Annotated in this window: 24 protein-coding genes and 1 riboswitch; of the genes, 16 read left to right on the forward strand and 8 right to left on the reverse strand. The window is 50.2% G+C overall.

Annotated features, from left to right (window positions below; genetic code table 11):
- Positions 1-157: 157 nt before the first annotated feature.
- Complete coding sequence (locus EDM55_RS30475) at positions 158-298, reverse strand: hypothetical protein (protein WP_170184504.1); 141 nt, start codon at positions 296-298, stop codon at positions 158-160.
- Between the two features lie 210 nt (positions 299-508).
- Between EDM55_RS30475 and EDM55_RS25550 the strand changes: the two genes are divergently transcribed.
- Positions 509-1,264 carry a putative protein N(5)-glutamine methyltransferase gene (locus EDM55_RS25550; RefSeq protein ID WP_122961672.1) on the forward strand — a complete coding sequence of 252 codons (756 nt, stop codon included), beginning with the start codon at positions 509-511 and terminating at the stop codon, positions 1,262-1,264.
- A gap of 92 nt (positions 1,265-1,356) precedes the next feature.
- On the opposite strand, the gene EDM55_RS25555 is transcribed toward EDM55_RS25550, so the two are convergent.
- The gene (locus EDM55_RS25555; protein WP_122961673.1) at positions 1,357-2,652 is read right to left on the reverse strand and encodes a glutamate-1-semialdehyde 2,1-aminomutase; all 1,296 of its coding nucleotides are present in this window, start codon (positions 2,650-2,652) and stop codon (positions 1,357-1,359) included.
- Positions 2,653-2,801: 149 nt separating this feature from the next.
- On the opposite strand from EDM55_RS25555, the gene EDM55_RS25560 reads away from it, so the two are divergent.
- From EDM55_RS25560 to proS, 6 genes are all read left to right on the forward strand, one after another.
- Positions 2,802-3,647, forward strand: coding sequence for a protein phosphatase 2C domain-containing protein (locus tag EDM55_RS25560; RefSeq protein WP_122961674.1), 846 nt, complete (start codon positions 2,802-2,804; stop codon positions 3,645-3,647).
- A 93-nt stretch (positions 3,648-3,740) separates the two neighbouring features.
- Positions 3,741-4,751 (forward strand): ABC transporter ATP-binding protein, encoded by a 1,011-nt coding sequence (locus EDM55_RS25565; RefSeq protein WP_122961675.1) that lies wholly within the window; start codon positions 3,741-3,743, stop codon positions 4,749-4,751.
- Positions 4,744-5,538, forward strand: a complete 795-nt coding sequence (locus EDM55_RS25570) for an ABC transporter permease (protein ID WP_122961676.1) — start codon at positions 4,744-4,746, stop codon at positions 5,536-5,538. The genes EDM55_RS25565 and EDM55_RS25570 overlap by 8 nt, the downstream gene beginning before the upstream one ends.
- 5 nt (positions 5,539-5,543) lie before the next feature.
- Entirely contained in the window at positions 5,544-6,341 is a 798-nt protein-coding gene (locus EDM55_RS25575; RefSeq protein WP_122961677.1) for an ABC transporter permease, read from the forward strand.
- A 119-nt stretch (positions 6,342-6,460) separates the two neighbouring features.
- A riboswitch (FMN riboswitch) is annotated at positions 6,461-6,615 on the forward strand.
- A gap of 243 nt (positions 6,616-6,858) precedes the next feature.
- Positions 6,859-7,464 (forward strand): ECF transporter S component, encoded by a 606-nt coding sequence (locus EDM55_RS25580; protein WP_122924901.1) that lies wholly within the window; start codon positions 6,859-6,861, stop codon positions 7,462-7,464.
- Between the two features lie 326 nt (positions 7,465-7,790).
- On the forward strand, positions 7,791-9,257 hold the full coding sequence (gene proS, locus EDM55_RS25585) for a proline--tRNA ligase (protein ID WP_122961678.1): 1,467 nt from the start codon (positions 7,791-7,793) through the stop codon (positions 9,255-9,257).
- Between the two features lie 78 nt (positions 9,258-9,335).
- On the opposite strand, the gene EDM55_RS25590 is transcribed toward proS, so the two are convergent.
- The 3 genes from EDM55_RS25590 to EDM55_RS25595 are packed head-to-tail and all read right to left on the reverse strand — an operon-like array spanning position 9,336 to position 10,570.
- A complete protein-coding gene (locus tag EDM55_RS25590) occupies positions 9,336-9,692 on the reverse strand; it encodes an HAD family hydrolase (protein ID WP_246071117.1) in 357 nt (118 codons plus the stop codon).
- Entirely contained in the window at positions 9,578-9,922 is a 345-nt protein-coding gene (locus EDM55_RS31180) for an HAD family hydrolase (protein WP_307723966.1), read from the reverse strand. The genes EDM55_RS25590 and EDM55_RS31180 overlap by 115 nt, the downstream gene beginning before the upstream one ends.
- Positions 9,923-9,952: 30 nt before the next feature.
- Positions 9,953-10,570, reverse strand: coding sequence for a winged helix-turn-helix domain-containing protein (locus EDM55_RS25595; protein ID WP_092266997.1), 618 nt, complete (start codon positions 10,568-10,570; stop codon positions 9,953-9,955).
- Positions 10,571-10,755: 185 nt separating this feature from the next.
- Here EDM55_RS25595 and bcp point away from each other — a divergent pair, with 185 nt between their 5' ends.
- The 5 genes from bcp to EDM55_RS25620 are packed head-to-tail and all read left to right on the forward strand — an operon-like array spanning position 10,756 to position 14,503.
- Entirely contained in the window at positions 10,756-11,226 is a 471-nt protein-coding gene (gene bcp, locus EDM55_RS25600) for a thioredoxin-dependent thiol peroxidase (protein WP_092266996.1), read from the forward strand.
- A gap of 39 nt (positions 11,227-11,265) precedes the next feature.
- Positions 11,266-12,318, forward strand: coding sequence for a M42 family metallopeptidase (locus EDM55_RS25605; RefSeq protein ID WP_122961679.1), 1,053 nt, complete (start codon positions 11,266-11,268; stop codon positions 12,316-12,318).
- A gap of 10 nt (positions 12,319-12,328) precedes the next feature.
- Positions 12,329-13,090, forward strand: a complete 762-nt coding sequence (locus EDM55_RS25610; protein WP_092266994.1) for a class I SAM-dependent methyltransferase — start codon at positions 12,329-12,331, stop codon at positions 13,088-13,090.
- 45 nt (positions 13,091-13,135) lie between these two features.
- Positions 13,136-13,684 (forward strand): cob(I)yrinic acid a,c-diamide adenosyltransferase, encoded by a 549-nt coding sequence (locus EDM55_RS25615; protein ID WP_092266993.1) that lies wholly within the window; start codon positions 13,136-13,138, stop codon positions 13,682-13,684.
- Between the two features lie 30 nt (positions 13,685-13,714).
- On the forward strand, positions 13,715-14,503 hold the full coding sequence (locus EDM55_RS25620) for a GNAT family N-acetyltransferase (protein ID WP_122961680.1): 789 nt from the start codon (positions 13,715-13,717) through the stop codon (positions 14,501-14,503).
- 79 nt (positions 14,504-14,582) lie between these two features.
- Here the strand turns inward: EDM55_RS25620 and EDM55_RS25625 are convergent, their stop codons facing one another.
- On the reverse strand, positions 14,583-15,485 hold the full coding sequence (locus EDM55_RS25625; RefSeq protein WP_092267471.1) for a complex I NDUFA9 subunit family protein: 903 nt from the start codon (positions 15,483-15,485) through the stop codon (positions 14,583-14,585).
- Positions 15,486-15,614: 129 nt separating this feature from the next.
- On the opposite strand from EDM55_RS25625, the gene nth reads away from it, so the two are divergent.
- The 3 genes from nth to EDM55_RS25640 all read left to right on the forward strand — a co-directional run bounded on the left by nth (position 15,615) and on the right by EDM55_RS25640 (position 18,920).
- Complete coding sequence (gene nth / locus EDM55_RS25630) at positions 15,615-16,325, forward strand: endonuclease III (RefSeq protein ID WP_122961681.1); 711 nt, start codon at positions 15,615-15,617, stop codon at positions 16,323-16,325.
- A 151-nt stretch (positions 16,326-16,476) separates the two neighbouring features.
- Positions 16,477-16,911: a peroxide-responsive transcriptional repressor PerR gene (gene perR / locus EDM55_RS25635; RefSeq protein WP_092266990.1), complete on the forward strand. Its 435-nt coding sequence runs from the start codon at positions 16,477-16,479 to the stop codon at positions 16,909-16,911.
- A gap of 251 nt (positions 16,912-17,162) precedes the next feature.
- A complete protein-coding gene (locus EDM55_RS25640; RefSeq protein WP_373863373.1) occupies positions 17,163-18,920 on the forward strand; it encodes a glycosyl hydrolase family 18 protein in 1,758 nt (585 codons plus the stop codon).
- Between the two features lie 61 nt (positions 18,921-18,981).
- Here EDM55_RS25640 and EDM55_RS25645 read toward each other — a convergent pair whose 3' ends face one another.
- Positions 18,982-19,371, reverse strand: coding sequence for a YgzB family protein (locus tag EDM55_RS25645; RefSeq protein ID WP_092266989.1), 390 nt, complete (start codon positions 19,369-19,371; stop codon positions 18,982-18,984).
- 115 nt (positions 19,372-19,486) lie between these two features.
- On the opposite strand from EDM55_RS25645, the gene EDM55_RS25650 reads away from it, so the two are divergent.
- Positions 19,487-20,350 (forward strand): hypothetical protein, encoded by an 864-nt coding sequence (locus EDM55_RS25650; RefSeq protein ID WP_092266988.1) that lies wholly within the window; start codon positions 19,487-19,489, stop codon positions 20,348-20,350.
- Here the strand turns inward: EDM55_RS25650 and EDM55_RS30655 are convergent.
- Positions 20,334-20,529 (reverse strand): hypothetical protein (locus tag EDM55_RS30655; protein WP_221175504.1); only part of this gene is annotated, 196 nt, incomplete at its 5' end. The genes EDM55_RS25650 and EDM55_RS30655 overlap by 17 nt on opposite strands.

Here is a 20,529-nt window from a genome sequence, read left to right on the forward strand (position 1 = left end):
AACAGAAGGTCAGCACAAGAAAGGGACAGGATACGCGAAAGGATGTAAGCGCTTCCTGTTCAAGAAAATGTTTCTGTTCGATAAAAGGGTTGATATTTCACGAAAAAAACAGACACACCCTGACCGGTAAGCGGAGGGATATGTCTGTTTCAGATGGTTAACGATCGTGATTTTGCGTCTTGTGATGTTCGGTTTTTCTTGGTTTTTGGAAACCGACAACTTCGAGCATTTTGGAGCTCTCTTTGGAGTCCAACGTTTTTTCAGGTGCTTGCGGATACATATGTTCACCTTTTGACAACCGGGATCCCTCCTCTTGGGTAACTGCATGAGTAGTATTCCCGAAAGGCTTGGATCATGGCATAGGAAACCGTTCCCTGAGTACGTTTTGATATGGCTTACGTGGGTAGTGTCTGATGGATCACCGGCTTGACAGGATTTTTTGTGAAATTCACGAAATGAAAGGGAGTACCTAAAAATTTACAGTAGGAGTAGATGATTCATTTCTAAAATGATCGAAAACAAGCTCCGTGCTGCCGGCTGTGTCTTCGCAGAGGAAGAGGCCCAATTGCTTATCTCAGCAGCGCGGACCTATGCTGAGCTCGATGATATGGTAGAGCAAAGGATTGCAGGCTTGCCTCTCGAACACATTCTTGGCTGGGCCGAATTCTGTGGTTTGAGGGTCGCTGTGGACGCTGGAGTTTTTGTACCCCGCAAGCGTACCGCGTTTCTCGTCCGACAAGCGATCGCCCTTGCCCGCCCAGGAAACGTAGTGGTCGACCTGTGCTGCGGATCAGGGGCGCTGGGGGCCGTACTAGCCTTACATGTAGAGAGGATCGAGCTGCATGCAGTGGACCTCGATCCCGCCGCAGTAAGGTGCGCGCAAAGGAACATCGCAATCACGGGTGGTCGCGTCTACGAAGGTGACCTTTTTGAACCTCTGCCCGCCACACTTCTCAGCTGTGTCGACGTCCTCGAAGCCAATGTACCCTACGTACCAACCCAGTCGATCAGGTTGCTTCCCCCAGAGGCGCGAATATACGAAGCGTCTGTAGCCTTAAACGGAGGAGAGGATGGGCTGGATGTAATGCGGCGAGTGGCAGGCGAAGCTGCACGCTGGCTGGTTCCGGGTGGTCACGTATTGGTTGAGACGAGTGAACGACAGGTGCCGAAGACGGTCGATATCTTCAAAAGCAGCGGATTCATTCCACAGGTGGCAACGGATCCAGAGCTTGACGCTACGATTGTGATTGGTACTCGTCCCTAGCCTGTTTTGCAGAAGGTAACATGACGATAAATACACACAAAGAAGAGGCAATCAGAAGATTTCCTGACTGCCTCTTTCCTTTTGAAGCCACTTTATTTTCCGCTCATGGCGGCAAAGGAACGATCCACTGCTGCGATCGTTTCACGAATGTCTTCTTCCGTATGTGCAGTAGTAACGAACCAGGCTTCGTATTTGGATGGAGCCAGGCAAATGCCTTCATCCAGCATCAGGCGGAAGAAACGGGCGAACAGCTCACCATCTGCTTTTTGAGCTGCATCGTAATCGTGTACCGGCTCGTCCGTAAAGTACACCGCCATAGCGCCTTTGACGCGGTTGAGCTGGATGGTTACATCGTGCTTCTCTGCTGCTTGGCGAATTCCAGCTTCCAGCATGGCACCCAAACGCTCGAACTCGTCGTACACGCCTGGCTGCTTCAATACCTCCAGGCACGCGATGCCGGCGCGGATAGAAGCTGGGTTACCCGCCATGGTTCCGGCTTGATAAGCAGGTCCCAGTGGAGCGACCTGCTCCATGATTTCTTTGCGGCCACCGTAAGCTCCGATCGGTAAGCCACCCCCGATAATTTTCCCCAAAGCAGTCAGATCTGGCTCGACTCCGAGCAGATTTTGCGCTCCGCCGTAGCCGAAGCGGAAAGCCGTAATCACTTCATCGTAAACGACGAGCGCACCGGCTTCATGCGTGATTCGATTGACAGCTTCCAAAAAGCCTGGCTCTGGCGTCACGATACCGAAGTTTCCAACGATTGGCTCGACGAGAACGGCTGCTGTCTCACTGCCCCAGCGTTTCATCGCATCTGCAAATGCATCGACGTCGTTGAACGGTACGGTAATCACTTCGTTGGCGATGCTTTGCGGAATACCCGCGCTATCCGGAATGCCGAGCGTGGAAGGCCCAGATCCCGCCGCTACCAGGACGAGATCAGAGTGGCCGTGATAGCAGCCGGCAAATTTGATGATTTTGACACGGCCTGTGTAGGCGCGTGCGACACGGATGCACGTCATGACGGCTTCCGTACCGGAGTTGTTAAAGCGGATGCGCTCCATGGAAGGAATCGCTTCGCGGATCATACCGGCAAACTTCACTTCCCAAGGAGTAGGAGTTCCGTACAGCGTACCGTTTGCTGCTGCTTCGCAAATGGCTTGAGTTACATGAGGATGGGCGTGGCCTGTGATGATGGGGCCATAGGCTGCCAAATAGTCAATGTATCGATTTCCGTCCACGTCCCAGAAATACGCTCCCTGGGCGCGTTCCATGGTGACGGGGGCACCGCCTCCTACAGCCTTGAAGGAGCGGGATGGGCTGTTGACGCCTCCCAGAATCACATCCATGGCTTGTTGGTGCAGGTGTGCGGATTTTTCACGGTTCATTCTTTTTCCCTCTTTCTGTCCAAAAGGTCTTCCCTATCTTACCACAGCCAAAGAAAAGGTGGGTATGCACGGAGATGTCTGGAAGGGGAAAAGGAAAAATGATACAATTTTCCAGCAACTGAATATGGGGAAAGAAGGCGAATGTCACGATGAAAATGGAATGCCTATGCGTCGCCGGCAGCGGCAGGATGAATGAGGATGCGTACGTCACGAATCAGACGAAGCATCTTTTTGCAGTTGTGGATGGGGTGTCTTCGCTCGTTCCGTATGAAAATGCAGACGGGCTGACTGGAGGTGCGATTGCGGCCCAAATCGTGAAGGAGCATCTGGAGGAAGAAAATGGGGAGCAGAGCTTACCGGAGCTGTTGGCTGCAGCGAACGAAAGGCTCTACGCCTGTATGCGCAATGACCGGATCAATCTGGAGAAAAAAGAAGCCCTTTGGGGAGCAGCGTGTGCGATTGTTCGCGTAGAGGATAAATTTATCGATTATGCCCAAACCGGGGATTGCATGATTTTTGCTGTTTATGCAGACGATACGGTACGCCCCCTTACACACCCGCAAGTCAGTCATTTAGAGCAGGCTGCCTTCGCAAAATGGGAGTCCTGTATTTCCGCAGGTATCCGTCAGCACTCGGAGCTGATGGAGCACTGTCGTGACATCCTTATTTCCAACCGCTATCAGGCCAATACAGAAGGTGGATATGGTGTCCTCAATGGAGAATCTGCCTGTCCTGACTTTATAGAGTCTGGACGAATCAACCGTACCCAGCTACGAGCCCTTGTGCTTTTGACAGATGGCTTGTTCATGCCTCGCCCCTATGGAGGAGCCGAGCCAAGATGGGAGGAGACGGTGATTCCGATTGTTCACAAAGGACTACAAAGGTATGCAGACGACTTAATAACGCTGGAAAACAGCGATCCGGAATGCGTCCGCTATGTACGCTTCAAAAAATCGGATGACAAAACCGGAATCGTCCTGCACTTGAGTGAATGAATTTCCAGCACATTGAATTTTGCACATTCATAGCCTGTCATATACACTAACAGATGGAATGCAACCGAAAGAGACACAAAAGGAAGGTAAACCATGATTCAAGTGAAGCAGCTGCAAAAGGAGTTTCGCATTCACCAGTCCCGAGCCGGATTAGGTGGTGCTTTTCGTGATTTGTTCAGCCGTGAATACAAGACGGTGAAAGCAGTGGATAATCTGTCTTTTACGGTGGAAGAAGGGGAAATGTTCGCGCTGATCGGGGAAAATGGCGCGGGCAAATCGACGACGATCAAAATGCTGACGGGCATTCTCACGCCGAGCAGCGGAGATATCGTCATCAATGGCTTTGTTCCATTCAAAGAGCGCGAGGATTACGTACGCTCCATCGGTGTCGTATTTGGCCAGCGCTCCCAGCTCTGGTGGGACTTGTCCCCACTGGAGTCCTTCCGTTTGCTCAAAAGCGTCTACAAGGTCGATGACACAGCGGGCGAGAAGTGGCTGGAGCGGCTGATCGAGGAGCTAGATATAGGTTCCTTCGTAAGTCAGCCCGTTCGCAAGCTTAGCCTGGGGCAGCGGATGCGCTGTGAGGTAGCAGCATCGTTGATCCACAAGCCACGCCTGCTGTTTCTCGATGAGCCGACGGTCGGACTGGACGTTCTGGTCAAACAAAAGATCCGCGAGTTTCTGCGCAATTTGAATGAGACGGAAAAAATGACCATTTTGCTGACGACGCATGACGTTTCCGATATTGAGGCGCTCTGCAAGCGAGTGCTGGTCATGGATAAAGGCAAGCTGATTTTCGACGGTCTGCTCAGTGATTTGAAAGAGCATTGGGGAAATGGGACAGAGGTATCCTTCCAGATGAAAAAGCGCACCAAGGCTTCCGAGCTGCGAAACGTTTTAGGGGATATGCCCTGTACGATCGAACAAATCAACGATTATTCGCTGCGGGTGCAGGTGCCGCGCAGTCAGGAAATGCTGCCGTTTGTTTTGTCCACGGTCATGGCATCGTTTGATGTGAGTGATGTGAAGATCATGGAGACCAGCACAGAGGACATCGTGCGCAACATTTACCGGACGGACGGCGAGGTAGCGAGTCATGCATAAGTTTTACATGGAACTGATTCGCATGCGCTTTTTAACCATGCTGGCCTACCGGGTCAACTATTACAGTGGCATCATCATTTACGCCATTAACATCGGGGCGTATTACTTTTTGTGGGGGGCTATTTACGGTGGACAGCAGCAGCTGGGCGGGCTGTCTGTAGCGCAGATGACCTCTTACGTGGCGATCGCCTGGATGTCCCGGGCCTTTTATTTCAACAACATCGATATGGAAATCGCCCAAGACGTGCGGGAAGGGAAGGTTGCGATCGAAATGATCCGGCCGTACAACTACCTTTCCGTGAAAACGGCACAGGCATTTGGCGAAGGAATCTTTCGCTTTTTGTTTTTTGCAGGACCGGGGATCTTTTTGATCAGCCTGATCATTCCGTTCCACTTCCCAGCGACCGCTCAGGGCTGGGGACTTTATCTGCTCAGCTTGCTGTTCGCCTTTTTGATCAATACGCAGGTGAACCTGCTGACTGGACTTCTGACGTTTTTCATGTTCCGCAATGACGGGATGATTCGTGCAAAACGGGTCATTGTCGACCTGATGTCTGGCTTGGTTCTGCCGATCAGCTTCTTTCCAGGATGGGCGCAAACGCTGATGGGCTTTTTACCTTTCCAAGCGATCAACTACTACCCCAGCCTCATTTTCACTGGTGTGACCTCGGCTGCAAGAGCATGGCAGCTGATTGGATTTCAAGTGATCTGGATGGTTGTGATTTTGATCCCGATCCTGATTTTATGGCGTATGGCTCGCAGCCGGCTCGTCGTACAGGGAGGGTAGAGATCATGCAAAATGCAAAACACATTTACAGTATTTTCGCGGATTACTTAAGCCAGTATTTCAAGACTAGGCTTGCGTATCGCGCAGACTTCTTAGGCGATCTGGCATCGAATCTGATCTCCGAATTGATCAACCTCGTGTTCATTATCGTCGTGTTCCAGCACGTTCCGCTCATGGGTGGCTGGTCACGCGATGAGATCATCTTTATCTATGGATTCTTCCTGGTGCCGTATGCGCTGTTTTCCATCTTCTTCGGATTCTGGGATTTCAACGAGCGCTACATTATCCGCGGAGAAATGGACCGGATTTTGACGAGACCTGTGCACAATTTGGCGCAAGTGTGTCTGGAGTCCATCGCACCTGACAGGATTTTCGGGGTAATTTCCGGCCTGATCATCATGGGATACGCAGCGATTCAGCTGAAGCTCGATTTTTACTGGTACGACCCGATCATCTTTATCGTGCTATCCGTCAGTGGAGCATTGATCTATGGCGGGGTATACACAGCTGTTTCTGCGATCAGCTTTTTCTCCGACTCTCGGACGGGGATTTCTCCGATGATTTACAACATCCAGCAGTACGGGCGCTATCCGGTAGACGTTTACAACAAGATCATTCGGTTCGTGCTGACGTACATCTTGCCGTTTGCTTTTGTCGGTGTCTATCCAGCCGCCTACTTTTTGCGAAAAGAGACGTGGTACATTTATGCAGCCATGACTCCGGTGGTGGCTGTCATTTTCTTTGGCATCGGGCTTCTGGTCTGGAATATTGGAGTGAGTAAGTATAGAGGAGCGGGTTCCTAGCCCGCTCTTTCTTTTTGTTTGTAATTCCTACAAAAAACATCGGAAAATGCCAAAATCGCATTTTCAACTATTGTCAAATAAAAAATCAGCAGTATAATATGCTGTATACAACAACAAACACATTCCTTCGGGGCAGGGTGAAATTCCCGACCGGCGGTGATCATGCAAAATTGCATGTAAGCCCGCGAGCCTCCCGAGCTGATACACAGCAGGGAGTGCAGGATCTGGTGCGATTCCAGAGCCGACAGTACAGTCTGGATGGGAGAAGGATGACGACAGTACGTTACCACACGTGCTTGTTTCCCTGTGCAAACGGGATAAGGGGCGATTGATCTTTCGCAGCCCTTCTGTTTCTCGTACTTATTTTTGCATCAGGAATTGTCATGCGCCTGCAAAAAGCCCTGAGGATCTTTCTTTCCTCGGGGCTTGTTTTCGTTTGCACAAGGTTCAGGATGTGTGGGTTCACGATCACTGTTGCCATTCCTCAAGAAGGAGAAAAAATGAGGAGATGGTACACATGAAAGAAACAGCATTACACTCTACGAGGTCAACCCAAAAGCTGGTGACGATTCCCATGCTGGCGGCCGTTGCCTTCATCCTGCAGTATCTGGAATTTCCCATTCCACTGATGCCGAGCTTTCTGAAGCTGGATTTCAGTACGCTGCCTGCTTTGATTGGCGGACTCATGTACGGTCCAGTGGCTGGGATCATCGTGGAAGTTTTGAAAAATGCGCTGCACATGCTGTTTAAAAATACAGACGGCCTCTTGATCGGGGAGCTTGCCAACGTCGTAGCAGGTGCCAGCTTTATCCTTGTAGCGGTATCGATGCAGCGATTGGGCCAAGGAAAAAAAGGCTTCTTGCTGGGGCTTGCTCTGGGGACTTTGCTGATGAGCGCAGTGATGGCTGTAGCCAATGCTTTCTTCCTGCTCCCTGCCTACGCGGCCCTGTATCAAATGCCAATGGAAACGCTGCTGTCTACCTTTGGAGCCACAAGCGTATGGTCGCTTGTCCTGTACGGAATCGTTCCTTTCAACATTTTCAAAGGAGCGATGCTCTCGCTGGTCGCTTATCCGGTATACGTCAAGCTAGGCAGTCGTTTGAATCCGCGTGCCACAAATTGACAATCAGTCGTTGACTTGCTAAGATATTTAACTAATATAGTTTTAACGAATAAAGGCTATGAAAGGACCCGCAGTACCTCGCTACGTCCCAGAGAGTCGGCCCTAGTCTGGAAGGTCGATACGAAGGCAGAACTGCACCCCATCCTGAAGCCGCTGGCGATGAGCCGTGCCGGATGCCCCGCCGTTATCGGGACTTTGAGTGGACGCAGCTTTTTGCTGTGTCAATCAGGGTGGTACCGCGGATGTTTGATCCTCCGTCCCTATGTGGGATGGGGGATTTTTTGCATTTCATTCGCGTTCATTTAAGAAAAAGGAGCTGTAGAAGGATGAAAGAGGAAAAGGCATTTGTGAAGGAAATTACGCCACAATCGGAGGACTTCTCACGCTGGTACATCGACACGATCAAAAAAGCGGACCTGATGGATTACACTCCCGTTCGCGGATGTATCGTGTTCAAGCCGGAAGGGTTTGAGCTGTGGGAACGGATTCAGGAAGCAATGAACAAGCGCTTCAAGGAAACCGGACACCGAAACGCTTATTTCCCCATGCTGATTCCTGAGTCCTTCATGCAAAAAGAAAAAGAGCATATCGAGGGCTTCAATCCAGAGCTGCCGTGGGTGACAGAAGCAGGCGGTGAACCTTTGGAGGAAAGGCTGGCACTGCGTCCAACGTCCGAGACGATCATCGGCCATATGTACAGCCAATGGATCCAGAGCTATCGTGATCTGCCTGTCCTGATCAATCAGTGGGCAAACGTCTTCCGCTGGGAAAAGCGAACCATGCCGTTTTTGCGGACCTCCGAATTCCTCTGGCAGGAAGGGCATACGGCTCATGCGACAGAAGAGGAAGCGCGCGAAGAGACCATGCAAATGCTGGAGATCTATCGCGAAGTCGTGGAGCAGGAGCTGGCGATTCCCGTGTGGAAAGGGCAAAAAACTCCAAGTGAGCGCTTCGCCGGTGCTGTTGATACGTACTCCATCGAAGCGATGATGAAGGACGGCAAAGCGGTGCAGGCTGGTACTTCGCACTACTTGGGCGACAATTTTGCACGCGGCTTTGAAATCAAGTTCCTCGATCGCGACAATACGTTTAAATACGTGCATACGACGTCATGGGGCAGCTCGACTCGGCTGATCGGCTCGATGATCATGGTGCATGGTGATGACCGCGGTTTGTCCTTACCGCCAAGAATGGCACCGACGCAAGTGATTATGATCCCGGTCGGACCGATGAAGCTGCGCGAAAAGGTGATGGGGGCGTTTGATCCGCTCTTCGATACCATCAAGGCTTCCGGTGTCCGTGTGCGTGCTGATTTGCGGGAAGAGACACCAGGTTGGAAGTTCAACGAGTGGGAAATGCGCGGGGTGCCTGTGCGTCTGGAAATGGGACCGCGCGATGTCGAGAACGGGCAAGTCATTCTCGCTCGCCGCGATACTGGTGAAAAAATCACGGTCGCAGTCGATGGCATCGTGGAAACCATCCAGAATCTGCTCGAGGAAATTCAGCAAAACATGTTCCAAAAAGCGCTGGCTTTCCGCGAGGCGAACTCCCATTTGACGATCGATACCATGGAGCAGTTGACTGCGCATATCGCAAAAAGTGAGCAGGAAAACGTCACCAGCGGCTGGGTGCTGGCTGGCTGGTGCGGAGATGACGCGTGCGAGGCGAAGGTCAAGGAAGAGACGAAATTCACGTCCCGCAATATTCCCTTTGAGCCACCAATGACCAAGGAAACCTGCATCTGCTGCGGTGAAAAAGCACAGCATACAGTCTGGTTTGGCCGAGCTTACTAAGCCCTTACCGATGGAAAAAAGGCGTGCCCTATCCAATAGTGGCATGCCTTTTTTGTACAGTAAGAATTACTAAAATTCTTAGCCGGTATACGTGCAACTAAGGCTCCGCCACAACCTTCCGCCCTTTTGTGTGACGGTAAGCCAGTTGACACCGACAGTCTGCAACCCGGCTGCACGGCCTGCGATCACATCTGCGTCGCTGTCTCCTACATAGATTGCTTCTCTCGGGTCTGCCCCCAGCTTTTGCATGGCGAGCAGGATTCCTTCGTCCAGCTTCCACTCCCGCATCGAGATTTCGGCACTGCGGCTGCCTTTACCCGTCACAATTCCAAGCTGAAAGCCGGCATTGCGAAGCTGATCCAGCATGTGCGTGACTTCAGGAGGATTGTGCAGACACAGATGTTCATCTGTATAGGCAGCAAAAAAGTGTTCCAAGCCGGAGTCGTGCTCGTGGGGAGGCAATTCCTTTTTACAATTCCCGTCTCTGTGGGTCCAAACAGGGCGATGATTTGTTCATCTGTGTAGTGCTTATGCAAAAAGCGCTGAAAGGTCGAGCGAAAGGCGGTAAAGATGAGGGGGAGTGTATCGGCTACTGTGCCATCGAAGTCAAACAGAATGGTACGCATGCGAAAAGCCACCTTCTCTAAATAAAAAAAGAAAACCATCGTTCGTGATGGTTTTCATGATGTCGGAGATTATTCGTCGGAATCCTCGAACGGTTCATCCGTATCGTCAGTAGGGTCGGCAGGTGTCAGAGGGAACAGCACGTCAAAAAACTTGAATTTGCGGCGTCCCGGCGCACTTTTAAAGCCTTTGTATTTTTGCAGCAAATCACCGATTTCCTCGACAAGCTGATTGCGCTCATCCTGACTGAGATGAAATTCATGAGCATTGAAGGCGAATGTATGCTTATACTCCTTGCGCACATCCTGATCGCTGGCAACAAAACGGTTCAAGGTCCGCATGAGATCCTTCTCCGTGGTGCGGAAAGGAGTGAACATCACATCGCTCAATTGCTGAGCATTTTCCTCAATCATTACTTGCAGTTTGACCTGAATCACTTTGGCTACTGGTTCGTAATACTTTTCGACAATGGAACCTTTGACGCGTGTATCCACCTGCTCGAGCAAGCCGACACGAACTAGCTCTTTCACGTGGTAGTGAAGACGAGCAGCGTTTTCACCCAGCTCCGTGGCGATTTGTTTGGCTGTTCGAGGCTCGAGGTCCTCAAATAGCTCCAAAATTTTAACGCGCTCGGCAATCGCTAGGGATTTTAGTGCTTCTGGGTCTGTTACTTCATAAATCTCTTTCATGCCATTTCTCACCATCCAACTGACTAGGCCAAATTTTGATTTTTCGTCGTTCTCTATACTATCAATCAATTCTATCGTTTTCTGATAGAAAGCGCAACGTGTATAGAGATGAAGTGGCTGTAAGCTTGTGGTAAAATGAGATAGCGTGTAAATGTGGAAAAAGGGAATAGAAGGAAGGGATAAACATGACCGGCATTGGGCAGGCAGCACCTGATTTTACGCTGGAAGCGAATGAGAATCAGACCATTTCACTTTCTTCCTACCGGGGAAAGAATGTAGTGCTCTATTTTTATCCCAAAGATATGACACCGGGATGCACCACAGAGGCCTGTGATTTTCGTGATTACCATCCGAAGTTCAAGCAGCTGGATACGGTCGTTCTGGGAATCAGTCCGGACAGCGTGAAGTCTCACGATAAATTTGTGGCGAAGCACGAGCTTCCGTTTCCGCTGTTGGCAGACCCGGAGCATCAGGTGGCAGAGGCATATGGTGTGTGGGTACTGAAAAAGATGTACGGCAGAGAATACATGGGCATCGAGCGCTCTACCTTTGTCATCGATAAACAAGGAAATATCGCAAAGGCGTGGACGAAAGTAAAAGTGAAGGGGCATGTCCAAGAGGTGCTCCAATTTATCGAGGAAGAATTGCAAGCATAGATAGTCCTATTATATAGAAGATATCAGGAGGCCAAATCCATGAGTGTATCTAACGACTATATCGTTGAATCTTTTTGTCAGCTGGCCAACATTCCTAGTCCGTCGGGAAATACGGCAAAGGTCATGGCGTGGGTAGCGCAGGAGCTGGAAAAGCTGGGGGTTGCTTTCAAGCGTACAAACAAAGGCGCTATTCTGGCGACGATTTCCGGAGCAAACGTGGATAAGGCGCGCCTGCTCACCGCTCACGTGGATACGCTAGGTGCGATGGTCAAAGAAATCAAATCGAACGGACGCCTGAAACTGACGCTGATTGGCGGATTTGAGTTCAATGCGATTGAAGGGGAGCATTGCGTCGTAGAGACTGGCAGCGGCCGACTGATCTCAGGAACTATTTTGTCTACCAAAGCGTCAGTTCATGTTTATGGCCGAGAAGCGGGAAAAGCGGAGCGCACCGATCAAAACATGGAAGTTCGTCTGGATGAAAAGGTAAAAACCAAGCAAGAAGTGCTCGACCTGGGGATTTCTGTCGGAGATTTCGTGTCCTTTGACCCACGTGTGACCGTCACCGAGAGCGGTTTTGTGAAGTCCCGCCACATTGACGACAAGGCGAGCGTGGCGATTTTGCTGGGCGTTCTCAAAGAGCTGCAGGAGTCTGGGAAAAAGCTGCCGTACACGACTCATTTCTTTATCAGCAACAACGAAGAAATCGGCTACGGCGGTAACTCCAGCATTCCTTCTGATGTCATTGAATATTTGGCAGTGGACATGGGCGCGATTGGCGATGGTCAGACAACAGACGAATACTGTGTCTCCATCTGCGCGAAAGATTCGTCTGGACCTTACCACTATGGGCTGCGCAGCCATCTGACGAAGCTGGCAGAAGCAGAAGGCTTGAATTATCAGGTCGACATTTATCCATTTTACGGGTCGGATGCAAGTGCGGCATTGCGGGCTGGCTATGACATTGTCCACGGCTTGATCGGACCTGGGGTAGACGCTTCACACTCGCATGAGCGTACACACCGCGAAGCGCTCGACAACACAGCCAAGCTGATAATGGCGTACCTGCAATCCGAACAATTGCAAGCATAGGAGAGTTGCCATGAGCAATATGTATGACTGGGCTGACTATTACGATTTGACGCAACGCGGACTGAATGGCGATGTGGAGTATTACATGGATCAGGCCAAACAGGCGGGGGGCAAGGTGCTTGAGCTCGGATGCGGGACGGGGCGCATTACCCTCCCGCTGGCTCAAGCGGGAATCCCCGTGACAGGGCTGGATCTTTCGCAAACGATGCTGGATAGGGCGAAGGCAAAGGCAGAGGAGCTGGGTGTGGCAGATTCTGTTCGTCTCCTCCAGGGAGACATGCGCAGCTTCGACTTGGGCGAGACGTACTCCTTGATCATGATTCCGTTTCGCTCTTTTCTGCATCTGCTTCACATCCAAGAGCAGATGAAGGCGCTGGCTTGTATTCGCAAGCATCTGGCGCCGGGCGGCAAATTTGCCATGAATGTTTTCGTACCGAAGATTCAGCATTTTAATGAGGAAAATGAGAAAATGTCCTTGCGTGGGACGCATCGGATGGAGAACGGCGATGAAGTGGCGATGTGGGATTACACGCGCTACGATCACTTTCAGCAATTGGCGGAAGTGACTCGGATTTATGAACGCTCCAACGCTGCCGGCGTGATGACAGAGCGTGTCACGGGTCGGTTTACGCTGCGGTATATTTTCCCGACTGAATTGCATCACTTGCTGCGCCTAAATGGCTTCAAAGTAACACAGCGCTATGGCAGCTTTGCCAAAACAGCCTTTGATGCCAGCAGTTCTGAGTTGATTTTGGTAGCAGAAGCTTTGTAGATTGTCGATTTCCAGGGAAATAAAGGGAAAGATGGAGGGGCTGGAATGAAAATTTACACCAAAACAGGGGATAAAGGCGAGACATCGTTAGTAGCTGGCGTTCGTGTACTTAAGTTTGCAGATCGTGTAGAGGCTTACGGTACATGCGATGAGGCTAACTCGCAGATCGGACTCGCGCTGTCTCTCTTGCCGGAGTCCGTCGATTGGAAAGAGCTTCGAGAAGTTTTTCATGTCATTCAGACCAAGCTGTTTCACGTTGGTGCGGAGCTGGCGACTCCAGAGGGGAAGAAGGTCGGCTGGCCGATTGGGGAAGAGGATGTCACTTTCCTGGAAGGTCAGATCGATAAGCTGGACGCAGACTTGCCGGCTTTGACCAACTTCGTGCTGCCCGGTGGACATCCAGCCGCAGCTGCTTTCCATGTCTCGCGTACAATGGTGCGGCGTGCGGAACGCAAGGCCGTCCATGTCGCACAGCAAGAGCAGGTCAACCAATCCGTAGTGAAATACTTGAACCGCTTGTCCGATTATTTGTTCGTTGTCGCCCGCCACATCAACAAGCAAACGGCAACAGCAGAGCAGACCCTGCATGAATAGCGGTGGGATTATTCGGACTGGAGGCTCCAAATGAATTTGCTGTCTATCGTTGAACAGACGGACGTAGCCTATAAACGGGCCTTTTCCAATCACGCAAAGCGATCGTGGGGCTACTTGTTCTGGAATGAAGAGAATCCGGGGCATTATGATGCCAATCATGCCCATGTTTCGAATGCGGTAACGGACCTCCAGCAAGCAGCTGAGATTGCGGACGAGATTATCCCGTTTTTTGAGGAAAAAGGCATTCATCCCCGATTGTATTTGTACGATGCCCCCAATCAGCAGAAGCTGGTGGAAGTGCTGGAGCAGCGAGGCTTCCGCACTGAGGAGCTGCCCTCGCCTGTACAAATCTGGCAAGGGGAACTGGCTCAGGTGAACGAGCATTCTTATGTCACCATCGAGCCTGTTACTGCTGCCAACTACGAGGAGTGCCTGCTTGTAGAGTCTGTCCCTGAGTTTGGTGGCAAGGAAGTTCGGGAAAAGGCTTTTGCCCAAGAATTTGCCCATCCGGATTTTCAGCATTTCCTGCTGCGAGTAGAAGGGGAACCAGCCTCCTCCTTATGTCTGCTGAGGGCTGACGATGTGGTGCGGATTGAAAATGTTGCGACCCTGCCGGCTTTTCGCGGGCGCGGTCTGATCGGTCATTTGATCCGCCATGCGCAGGAACAGTTTATCCAATCCAAAAGCTCAGAGCTATGGGTATGCCCAATTAATGAGCGAGTAGAAAAGGTGTACAGCCGTTACGGGTTTGTCACGGTTGGCACGATTCCGTTCCTTCATGTTTTTCGCGGGGGAAAAGGTGTCCTGGAGATTCGATAGTAAAAGAATATCAAAAGCCCCGGATCGATTGAGATCGGGGGCTTTTTGCATGAACGCTGTCGCCGAGCTTTTGCCTTCTTTACAAATACTGAGAAATCCCTTGGCGAAACTCGATTTTAGGTGTGTCGAACGTCGTGTAAAGCGGCTCTGAGTCCTTGCAGGCGTTTCCTTCCAGCAGCATAGTGAGCTGTGTGTTTGTGATGGGGAAGAAAGGAAAGCCTTCCATTATATTGATGACGGGTTTCATCAGGGATAGAGGGATATGAATTTTCCGCACACTTCGCTTACCGACCGCAGCGCCGATATGATCCAAGATGTGCTCGTAGGTGATGGCCTCAGGTCCACCTGTTTCGAAAATTTGATTGGCAGCAGAAGGAGAAGACAGGGCCTGGACAAACACATCTGCGACTGTCTCTCTGGCAACGGGCTGCAAAGGATACGCACCACTTCCGAGAACGGGAGTCACCGGCAGCCTGACCAAATCGGCCAGCATGTTAACGAATTCGTCGCCAGGTCCGAAAATAACCGAAGGACGAAAGATGACAAAAGGGATTCCGCTAGCGATAACGATCTGTTCCGCCTCGTATTTCGTTTTGTGGTAAGCGCTGGTTGCATTCTCCCGTGCTCCCAAAGCGCTCATATGGACAAATCGACTGACCCCTGCTTGTTTGGCTGCCTCCACGACATTTTTCGTCCCTTCTATATGAATACGCGGAAACGTGACCCCTTTCTTTGGCTGCTCCCGGATGATCCCAACCAGATGAATGACGGCGTCACAGCCAGCCATTGCTTCGTGGAGTGAGTCGGGATGAAAGAGGTCTTTGGCAGCATAGGTAATCTTGCCGGCAGCCTCATCGTGACAGCCTAGTTTCGTTTCTGATCCAGGGCGAACGAGACAAACCACATCATGCCCTTCCTCTCGTAGCCTTGCCAACATCCCTTTCCCCACAAAACCGGTAGCACCTGTTAGAAATACTTTCATCCGCATTTCCCCTCCGTTATATTCTTCCAGCTCCATTTTACTTCATGGGGACATGAGCCCGCCACAAGCTCCCTGGATTGCCGAGTTGACGAGCCACGGTATAATGGAGAGAAAAAGGGGGATATATGAATGGCACAACGCAAAGTACCAGTCGAAGAAATATTGGATACCCTGCAGCAGCTGTATCCAGACGCGCATTGTGAGTTGAACTATACCTCCCCGTTTGAACTTCTGATTGCCACAATCTTGTCAGCACAGTGTACAGATAAACGGGTGAATGAAATAACGGCGCCGATGTTTGAAAAACTGAATAAACCGGAAGACTACCTTCATTTGACGCAGGAAGAAATGGAGGAGCATATAAAAGGGCTCGGTCTGTATAAGAATAAGAGTAAAAACATTTTAGAGACCTGTAGAATCTTGTACGAGAAATACAATAGCGAAGTGCCGCAAACGCACAAGGAGCTGGAGGCATTGCCGGGAGTCGGGAGAAAGACAGCTAACGTGGTCTTGTCCAACGCCTATGGGGTGCCGGCGATTGCAGTAGATACCCATGTGTTTCGTGTAGGAAACCGTTTGGGATTGGCCAAAAGCGACAATGTCGACGAAGTGGAGCGTCAGCTGATGAAGCGTATTCCCCGGGAAAAATGGTCGGATGCTCATCATTGGTTGATTTGGCACGGCAGACGGATCTGTTCCGCCCGCAACCCGCAATGCAGTCAATGCCCGCTGCAAACCATGTGCAAGCACGCGATCGCAGAAGGGAAAAAGCCGCAGGCAAAACCGAAGGCAAAACCGAAGGCAAAACCGAAGGCAAAGACCAAAGCGAAGACGCCATAACCGTTTCCCAATTTCTTCATTCGGGAAATAAACGGAATGGATATTGACAGTTTTCGCTCACAAGACGTACACTTATTTATAGTAATTCTAATCAATGACATGAGAAATGCTTGTTCTTTTGTCCTTACGAAAGACTGTGGGGTGTAACGTTATGACACAGCGTGTAGAGAAAGCTGTAGAAATCCTGAAGAATACCGGGGTTCGAATGACACCTCAACGCCATGCCATCTTGACCTATTTGCTGGAGACGATGACTCACCCGACGGCTGACGAAATATACAAAGCCCTCGAAGGCAAATTCCCCAATATGAGCGTTGCTACGATTTATAACAATCTCCGTGTCTTTAAAGATGCAGGGTTAGTTATTGAATTGACTTACGGGGATGCGTCCAGCCGTTTTGATGCAAATGTGGAGGAAGATCACTATCACGCAATCTGTTCGAAGTGCGGGTCGATCAGCGATTTTCATTTCCCATACTTACGGGACGCGGAAGAATCAGCAGCGAAAGACATCGGATTTCACGTTACAGGCCATCGCATGGAAGTTTATGGCGTTTGTGAAGCCTGTCAAAAGAACACCCACTAATTGCAGGACTGCAACACAGAGCACCTTCTGAATCAACCGGAAATCAGTTGAGGACGAAGGTGTTTTTGTTTGCCGATATTTGCCATAGGCATCCCAAGGTGTAACGTTTTCGTTTTTCAAACGTCTTTTGAAAGGAAGTATGTCAGAAGGTTGTGAATGATTTGTACCCAAACAGGCATAGAAAGAATAGACGAAATAGATTGACGGATATCACTCTCGGATATGTTCCGTCTGAGAGGAGGTCGTAGCTTGTGAGTATGGAGTTAGGGATGGCTGCCCGCCCCAAAAAGCGTAGAAGGCGGGTGTTTCAGTTTTTCCTTATGCTGATTCTCTTTTTTGTGGCGATATTTGGAGGGATTTATTGGTTCTTCGTCTTGCGGGCGTCAACAGAGCACGTCTCGCCGTTTAACGGGGAGAAGCACGCGCTCGTTTACCAGGGTGAGGTAGAGAAGACTCCTTATCTGATGGAAGCGGATCAGATTTTGCTGCCGTTCTCATTTATTCAGGAGAAGCTGGATCCCGCTATTTTCTGGGACGAACCTACTCATTCCGTCATCATTACGACGAAGGACAAAGTGCTGCGAATGGAAAGCGGACAAGTGGTAGCCTATCTGAACAAGCAGCCGGTCAATCTGCAGGTGCCCGTAAAGGAAGTAGATGGGATTCGTTATGTACCGCTTGAGCCTTTGGAAAAGCTGTATCCGTATTCTTTTGCGCATAAGCCTGCGACGGGAGCTCTTACTGTAGAAAAGGACGGATATGCGATTCAGCAAGCAAAAGTGGTACAGGATGACGATCCTCAGCTCGTTCGGACAGGAGCTTCGCTGCGTACTCCGATCGTAGCGGAGCTTTCCTCAGGTGCTGTAGTGGATGTACTGGGACAGTCGGACAAATGGTACCGGGTTTTGACCGGTGATGGAATTGCGGGGTTTCTTCCACGAGAAAGTCTGGAGCTAACACAGGTACGGAAGGTAAGTCTGGATCGCCCAGCATCCTCTACACAAACGGCTGTCTGGAAGCCGCTGGGACAAAAAATCAATCTGGTGTGGGAACAAGTTACGAGTAAAAATCCAAATGTTTCCGATATCGGGCCTATGAAAGGAGTCAATGTGGTTTCGCCAACGTGGTTTGAAATGAAGGATGCAGAAGGGACACTGCAGAATAAAGCTGATCCTGCCTATGTGAAGTGGGCGCATCAAAGGGGATACCAGGTCTGGGGATTGGTCACGAACGGATTCAACCCGGACTGGACGAAATCTGTTCTCAGCAGCTACGACAAGCGGGAAAAGCTGATTGCCCAGCTCATTCACTATGCCAACCTGTACGATCTGGACGGGATCAACATTGACTTTGAAAATGTGTATTTGGATGAAAAACAAAAGCTCGTCCAGTTTGTGCGCGAGCTGACACCCTATTTGCATGAACAGGGGCTGACAGTTTCCATCGATGTGACAATCAAGTCAACCGCAGAAACCTGGTCGATGTTCCTCGATCGAAAAGCCCTCGCAGAAGTGGTAGACTACATGGCGGTCATGACCTATGACGAGCATTGGGCGTCCAGTCCAAAGGCAGGTTCAGTGGCATCCTTGCCGTGGGTGGAGAATGGATTGCAGGGGGTACTCGAGGAGGTTCCCCATCAAAAGCTGCTGCTGGGTGTCCCTTTTTATACGAGATTGTGGACGGAAACCAAGCAAGCGGATGGAAGCGTAAAGGTATCCTCCAAGGCGCTGTCGATGCCTCGTGCGCTGGAGTGGATCGAGGAACGCAAGCTGACTCCGACTTTGGATGAGGCAAGCGGGCAGAACTATGTGCAGTATCAGGATCCTAAGGATGGCAATACCTATAAAATGTGGCTGGAAGACGTGACTTCTATAGAAAAACGAATGGCCATTGTGCACAAGTACAATCTCGCGGGAGTAGCTTCTTGGCGTCGTGGCTATGAGGTGCCCGAGATTTGGAAGGCTGTCTCAGATGGATTGAACAGCCAGCACGAGAAGCCCTCGTCCTAGAAAGAAAATAAGCCACCTGTTGCTCGACGTGGGCAGCGGGTGGCTTTTGCATGATCTTTCATTATTTTTGTGGTGTAAGGTTTTGGTTTTGCTGAGGTTGTGCGTCATCGAGACGTAGTGGTTGTCCGCAAAACATACAGGCGTCTTCTTTTCCGAGCATTTTCGTAACTTTTTGGCACGATGGGCATTGTACCTGAGGAGCAGAGGTAGATACCATTCCGGAAATCATAAACATAACCGTGCTGCCCATCGTCAAGATAAAGCCAATGATCAACAGCAACGTCATAAAGACGTGAGAACCTTTGAACAGGGTGCCGAGAAAAGGAATAAAGTCCAAGTATCCAGCAAAGAAAGCGTACCCCGTATACATCAGCAAAATACCGATCACCATGCTCCAGTTACCCCAAGTGCGCATGCGTTTGATCTTGCTAAGACGTTCAGTTTTCTTCATCATCATTCCTCCTACCCTACAGTATAGCATACTAAGGATTTGTCTGTTGACAAGCAGGAAAAGGAGTTCTCATGTAGAATCCATATGTTCAACCCAGGGGCAGGGAGGAAAACGCATGGACATGAGGCCAGAAGAGAGTCAACAAACGTACCTTGAACTGCTTCAAAAGCGTTTGGATGTACAAGCTGTACTTATGCTTCCCAATTTTCCCCTTCGCGATGGCGCCTTCTATTTGATTGTTGCCAGCCAGCCTGAGTCTGATAACAGCATTCGGCGGATATTCTTTCAAAATCAATGGATCGTTGAGCAATGGATCAGCTTTTGGCAGCTGGAAAAGAGTGCGGCTTACGGCTTGGATGAGAAGCTGGCACACATAGTGGCAAAGGCAGAGATCCTTGTTGATAGGGACGGTTATATGAGACAGATGAGGCATCGGTTGCTTCGACTTACTGATTCGCTGCAAAAAAGGCTCATCTGCAAAGAGTATTCCCGCTTGTTGTATTTTTTCCACGAAGCAAAAGAATGGCTGCAGCAAGGCTCTACTTTGGATGCTTACCATGCTTTTGTACAGGCGCTGCATGCATGGGCTCGCCTCACTGTATATGAAATGGGAGAGTATCCTCAGCCGGCACTATGGTCTCAAGTGAAACAATTGGATTCCTCTGTGTACAAGCTGTATGAGGAACTGTCTATGAATGCAGAGACTTTGGAAAAGCGGATTGAGCTCTTGGTGCTTGCGATTGAATTCGCAGTGACATCACGTATGAAGGAATCGGTTCGTTTTTTGATTGAGCTGATGGAGACAAAGGAGGGACCGTGGCGCTTGCAGGAGCTGATGAATCATCCTGCCGTGCAGGCAGCAGACATTGAGATTCCTTCTTTAATTGAGAAAATGGTTCAGCGCTCATTCCTTCAGGAAGTAGTCTGCCCAGGGCAAGATGAGGGAGCACTAGAGGCTTGTTTTATTTTGCTTGGGTGAATTTTTTTAAATAGTGTTGACTTCGATTTGTGATCCATGCTATATTAACAAACGTCGCTGCTGCTTCTACGAAAAATGGCAGCGAAAGAATTTGAAAAAACCACTTGATTTCCTGGTTGGAAATGTGGTAAATTAAAAAAGTCGCCTCTGGGCGATGAACAAAAAATGCTCTTTGAAAA

The sequence above is a fragment of the Brevibacillus centrosporus genome (assembly GCF_003710815.1).
GTDB lineage: Bacteria > Bacillota > Bacilli > Brevibacillales > Brevibacillaceae > Brevibacillus > Brevibacillus centrosporus.

What these genes read in the sequence shown, in the direction of transcription:
- EDM55_RS25550 (WP_122961672.1), top strand. Translation starts at nt 509, where the DNA reads ATGATCGAAAACAAGCTCCGTGCTGCCGGCTGTGTCTTCGCAGAGGAA.
- EDM55_RS25555 (WP_122961673.1), bottom strand. Translation starts at nt 2,652, where the DNA reads ATGAACCGTGAAAAATCCGCACACCTGCACCAACAAGCCATGGATGTG.
- EDM55_RS25560 (WP_122961674.1), top strand. Translation starts at nt 2,802, where the DNA reads ATGAAAATGGAATGCCTATGCGTCGCCGGCAGCGGCAGGATGAATGAG.
- EDM55_RS25565 (WP_122961675.1), top strand. Translation starts at nt 3,741, where the DNA reads ATGATTCAAGTGAAGCAGCTGCAAAAGGAGTTTCGCATTCACCAGTCC.
- EDM55_RS25570 (WP_122961676.1), top strand. Translation starts at nt 4,744, where the DNA reads ATGCATAAGTTTTACATGGAACTGATTCGCATGCGCTTTTTAACCATG.
- EDM55_RS25575 (WP_122961677.1), top strand. Translation starts at nt 5,544, where the DNA reads ATGCAAAATGCAAAACACATTTACAGTATTTTCGCGGATTACTTAAGC.
- EDM55_RS25580 (WP_122924901.1), top strand. Translation starts at nt 6,859, where the DNA reads ATGAAAGAAACAGCATTACACTCTACGAGGTCAACCCAAAAGCTGGTG.
- proS (WP_122961678.1), top strand. Translation starts at nt 7,791, where the DNA reads ATGAAAGAGGAAAAGGCATTTGTGAAGGAAATTACGCCACAATCGGAG.
- EDM55_RS31180 (WP_307723966.1), bottom strand. Translation starts at nt 9,922, where the DNA reads ATGGTTTTCTTTTTTTATTTAGAGAAGGTGGCTTTTCGCATGCGTACC.
- EDM55_RS25595 (WP_092266997.1), bottom strand. Translation starts at nt 10,570, where the DNA reads ATGAAAGAGATTTATGAAGTAACAGACCCAGAAGCACTAAAATCCCTA.
- bcp (WP_092266996.1), top strand. Translation starts at nt 10,756, where the DNA reads ATGACCGGCATTGGGCAGGCAGCACCTGATTTTACGCTGGAAGCGAAT.
- EDM55_RS25605 (WP_122961679.1), top strand. Translation starts at nt 11,266, where the DNA reads ATGAGTGTATCTAACGACTATATCGTTGAATCTTTTTGTCAGCTGGCC.
- EDM55_RS25610 (WP_092266994.1), top strand. Translation starts at nt 12,329, where the DNA reads ATGAGCAATATGTATGACTGGGCTGACTATTACGATTTGACGCAACGC.
- EDM55_RS25615 (WP_092266993.1), top strand. Translation starts at nt 13,136, where the DNA reads ATGAAAATTTACACCAAAACAGGGGATAAAGGCGAGACATCGTTAGTA.
- EDM55_RS25620 (WP_122961680.1), top strand. Translation starts at nt 13,715, where the DNA reads ATGAATTTGCTGTCTATCGTTGAACAGACGGACGTAGCCTATAAACGG.
- EDM55_RS25625 (WP_092267471.1), bottom strand. Translation starts at nt 15,485, where the DNA reads ATGAAAGTATTTCTAACAGGTGCTACCGGTTTTGTGGGGAAAGGGATG.
- nth (WP_122961681.1), top strand. Translation starts at nt 15,615, where the DNA reads ATGGCACAACGCAAAGTACCAGTCGAAGAAATATTGGATACCCTGCAG.
- perR (WP_092266990.1), top strand. Translation starts at nt 16,477, where the DNA reads ATGACACAGCGTGTAGAGAAAGCTGTAGAAATCCTGAAGAATACCGGG.
- EDM55_RS25645 (WP_092266989.1), bottom strand. Translation starts at nt 19,371, where the DNA reads ATGAAGAAAACTGAACGTCTTAGCAAGATCAAACGCATGCGCACTTGG.
- EDM55_RS25650 (WP_092266988.1), top strand. Translation starts at nt 19,487, where the DNA reads ATGGACATGAGGCCAGAAGAGAGTCAACAAACGTACCTTGAACTGCTT.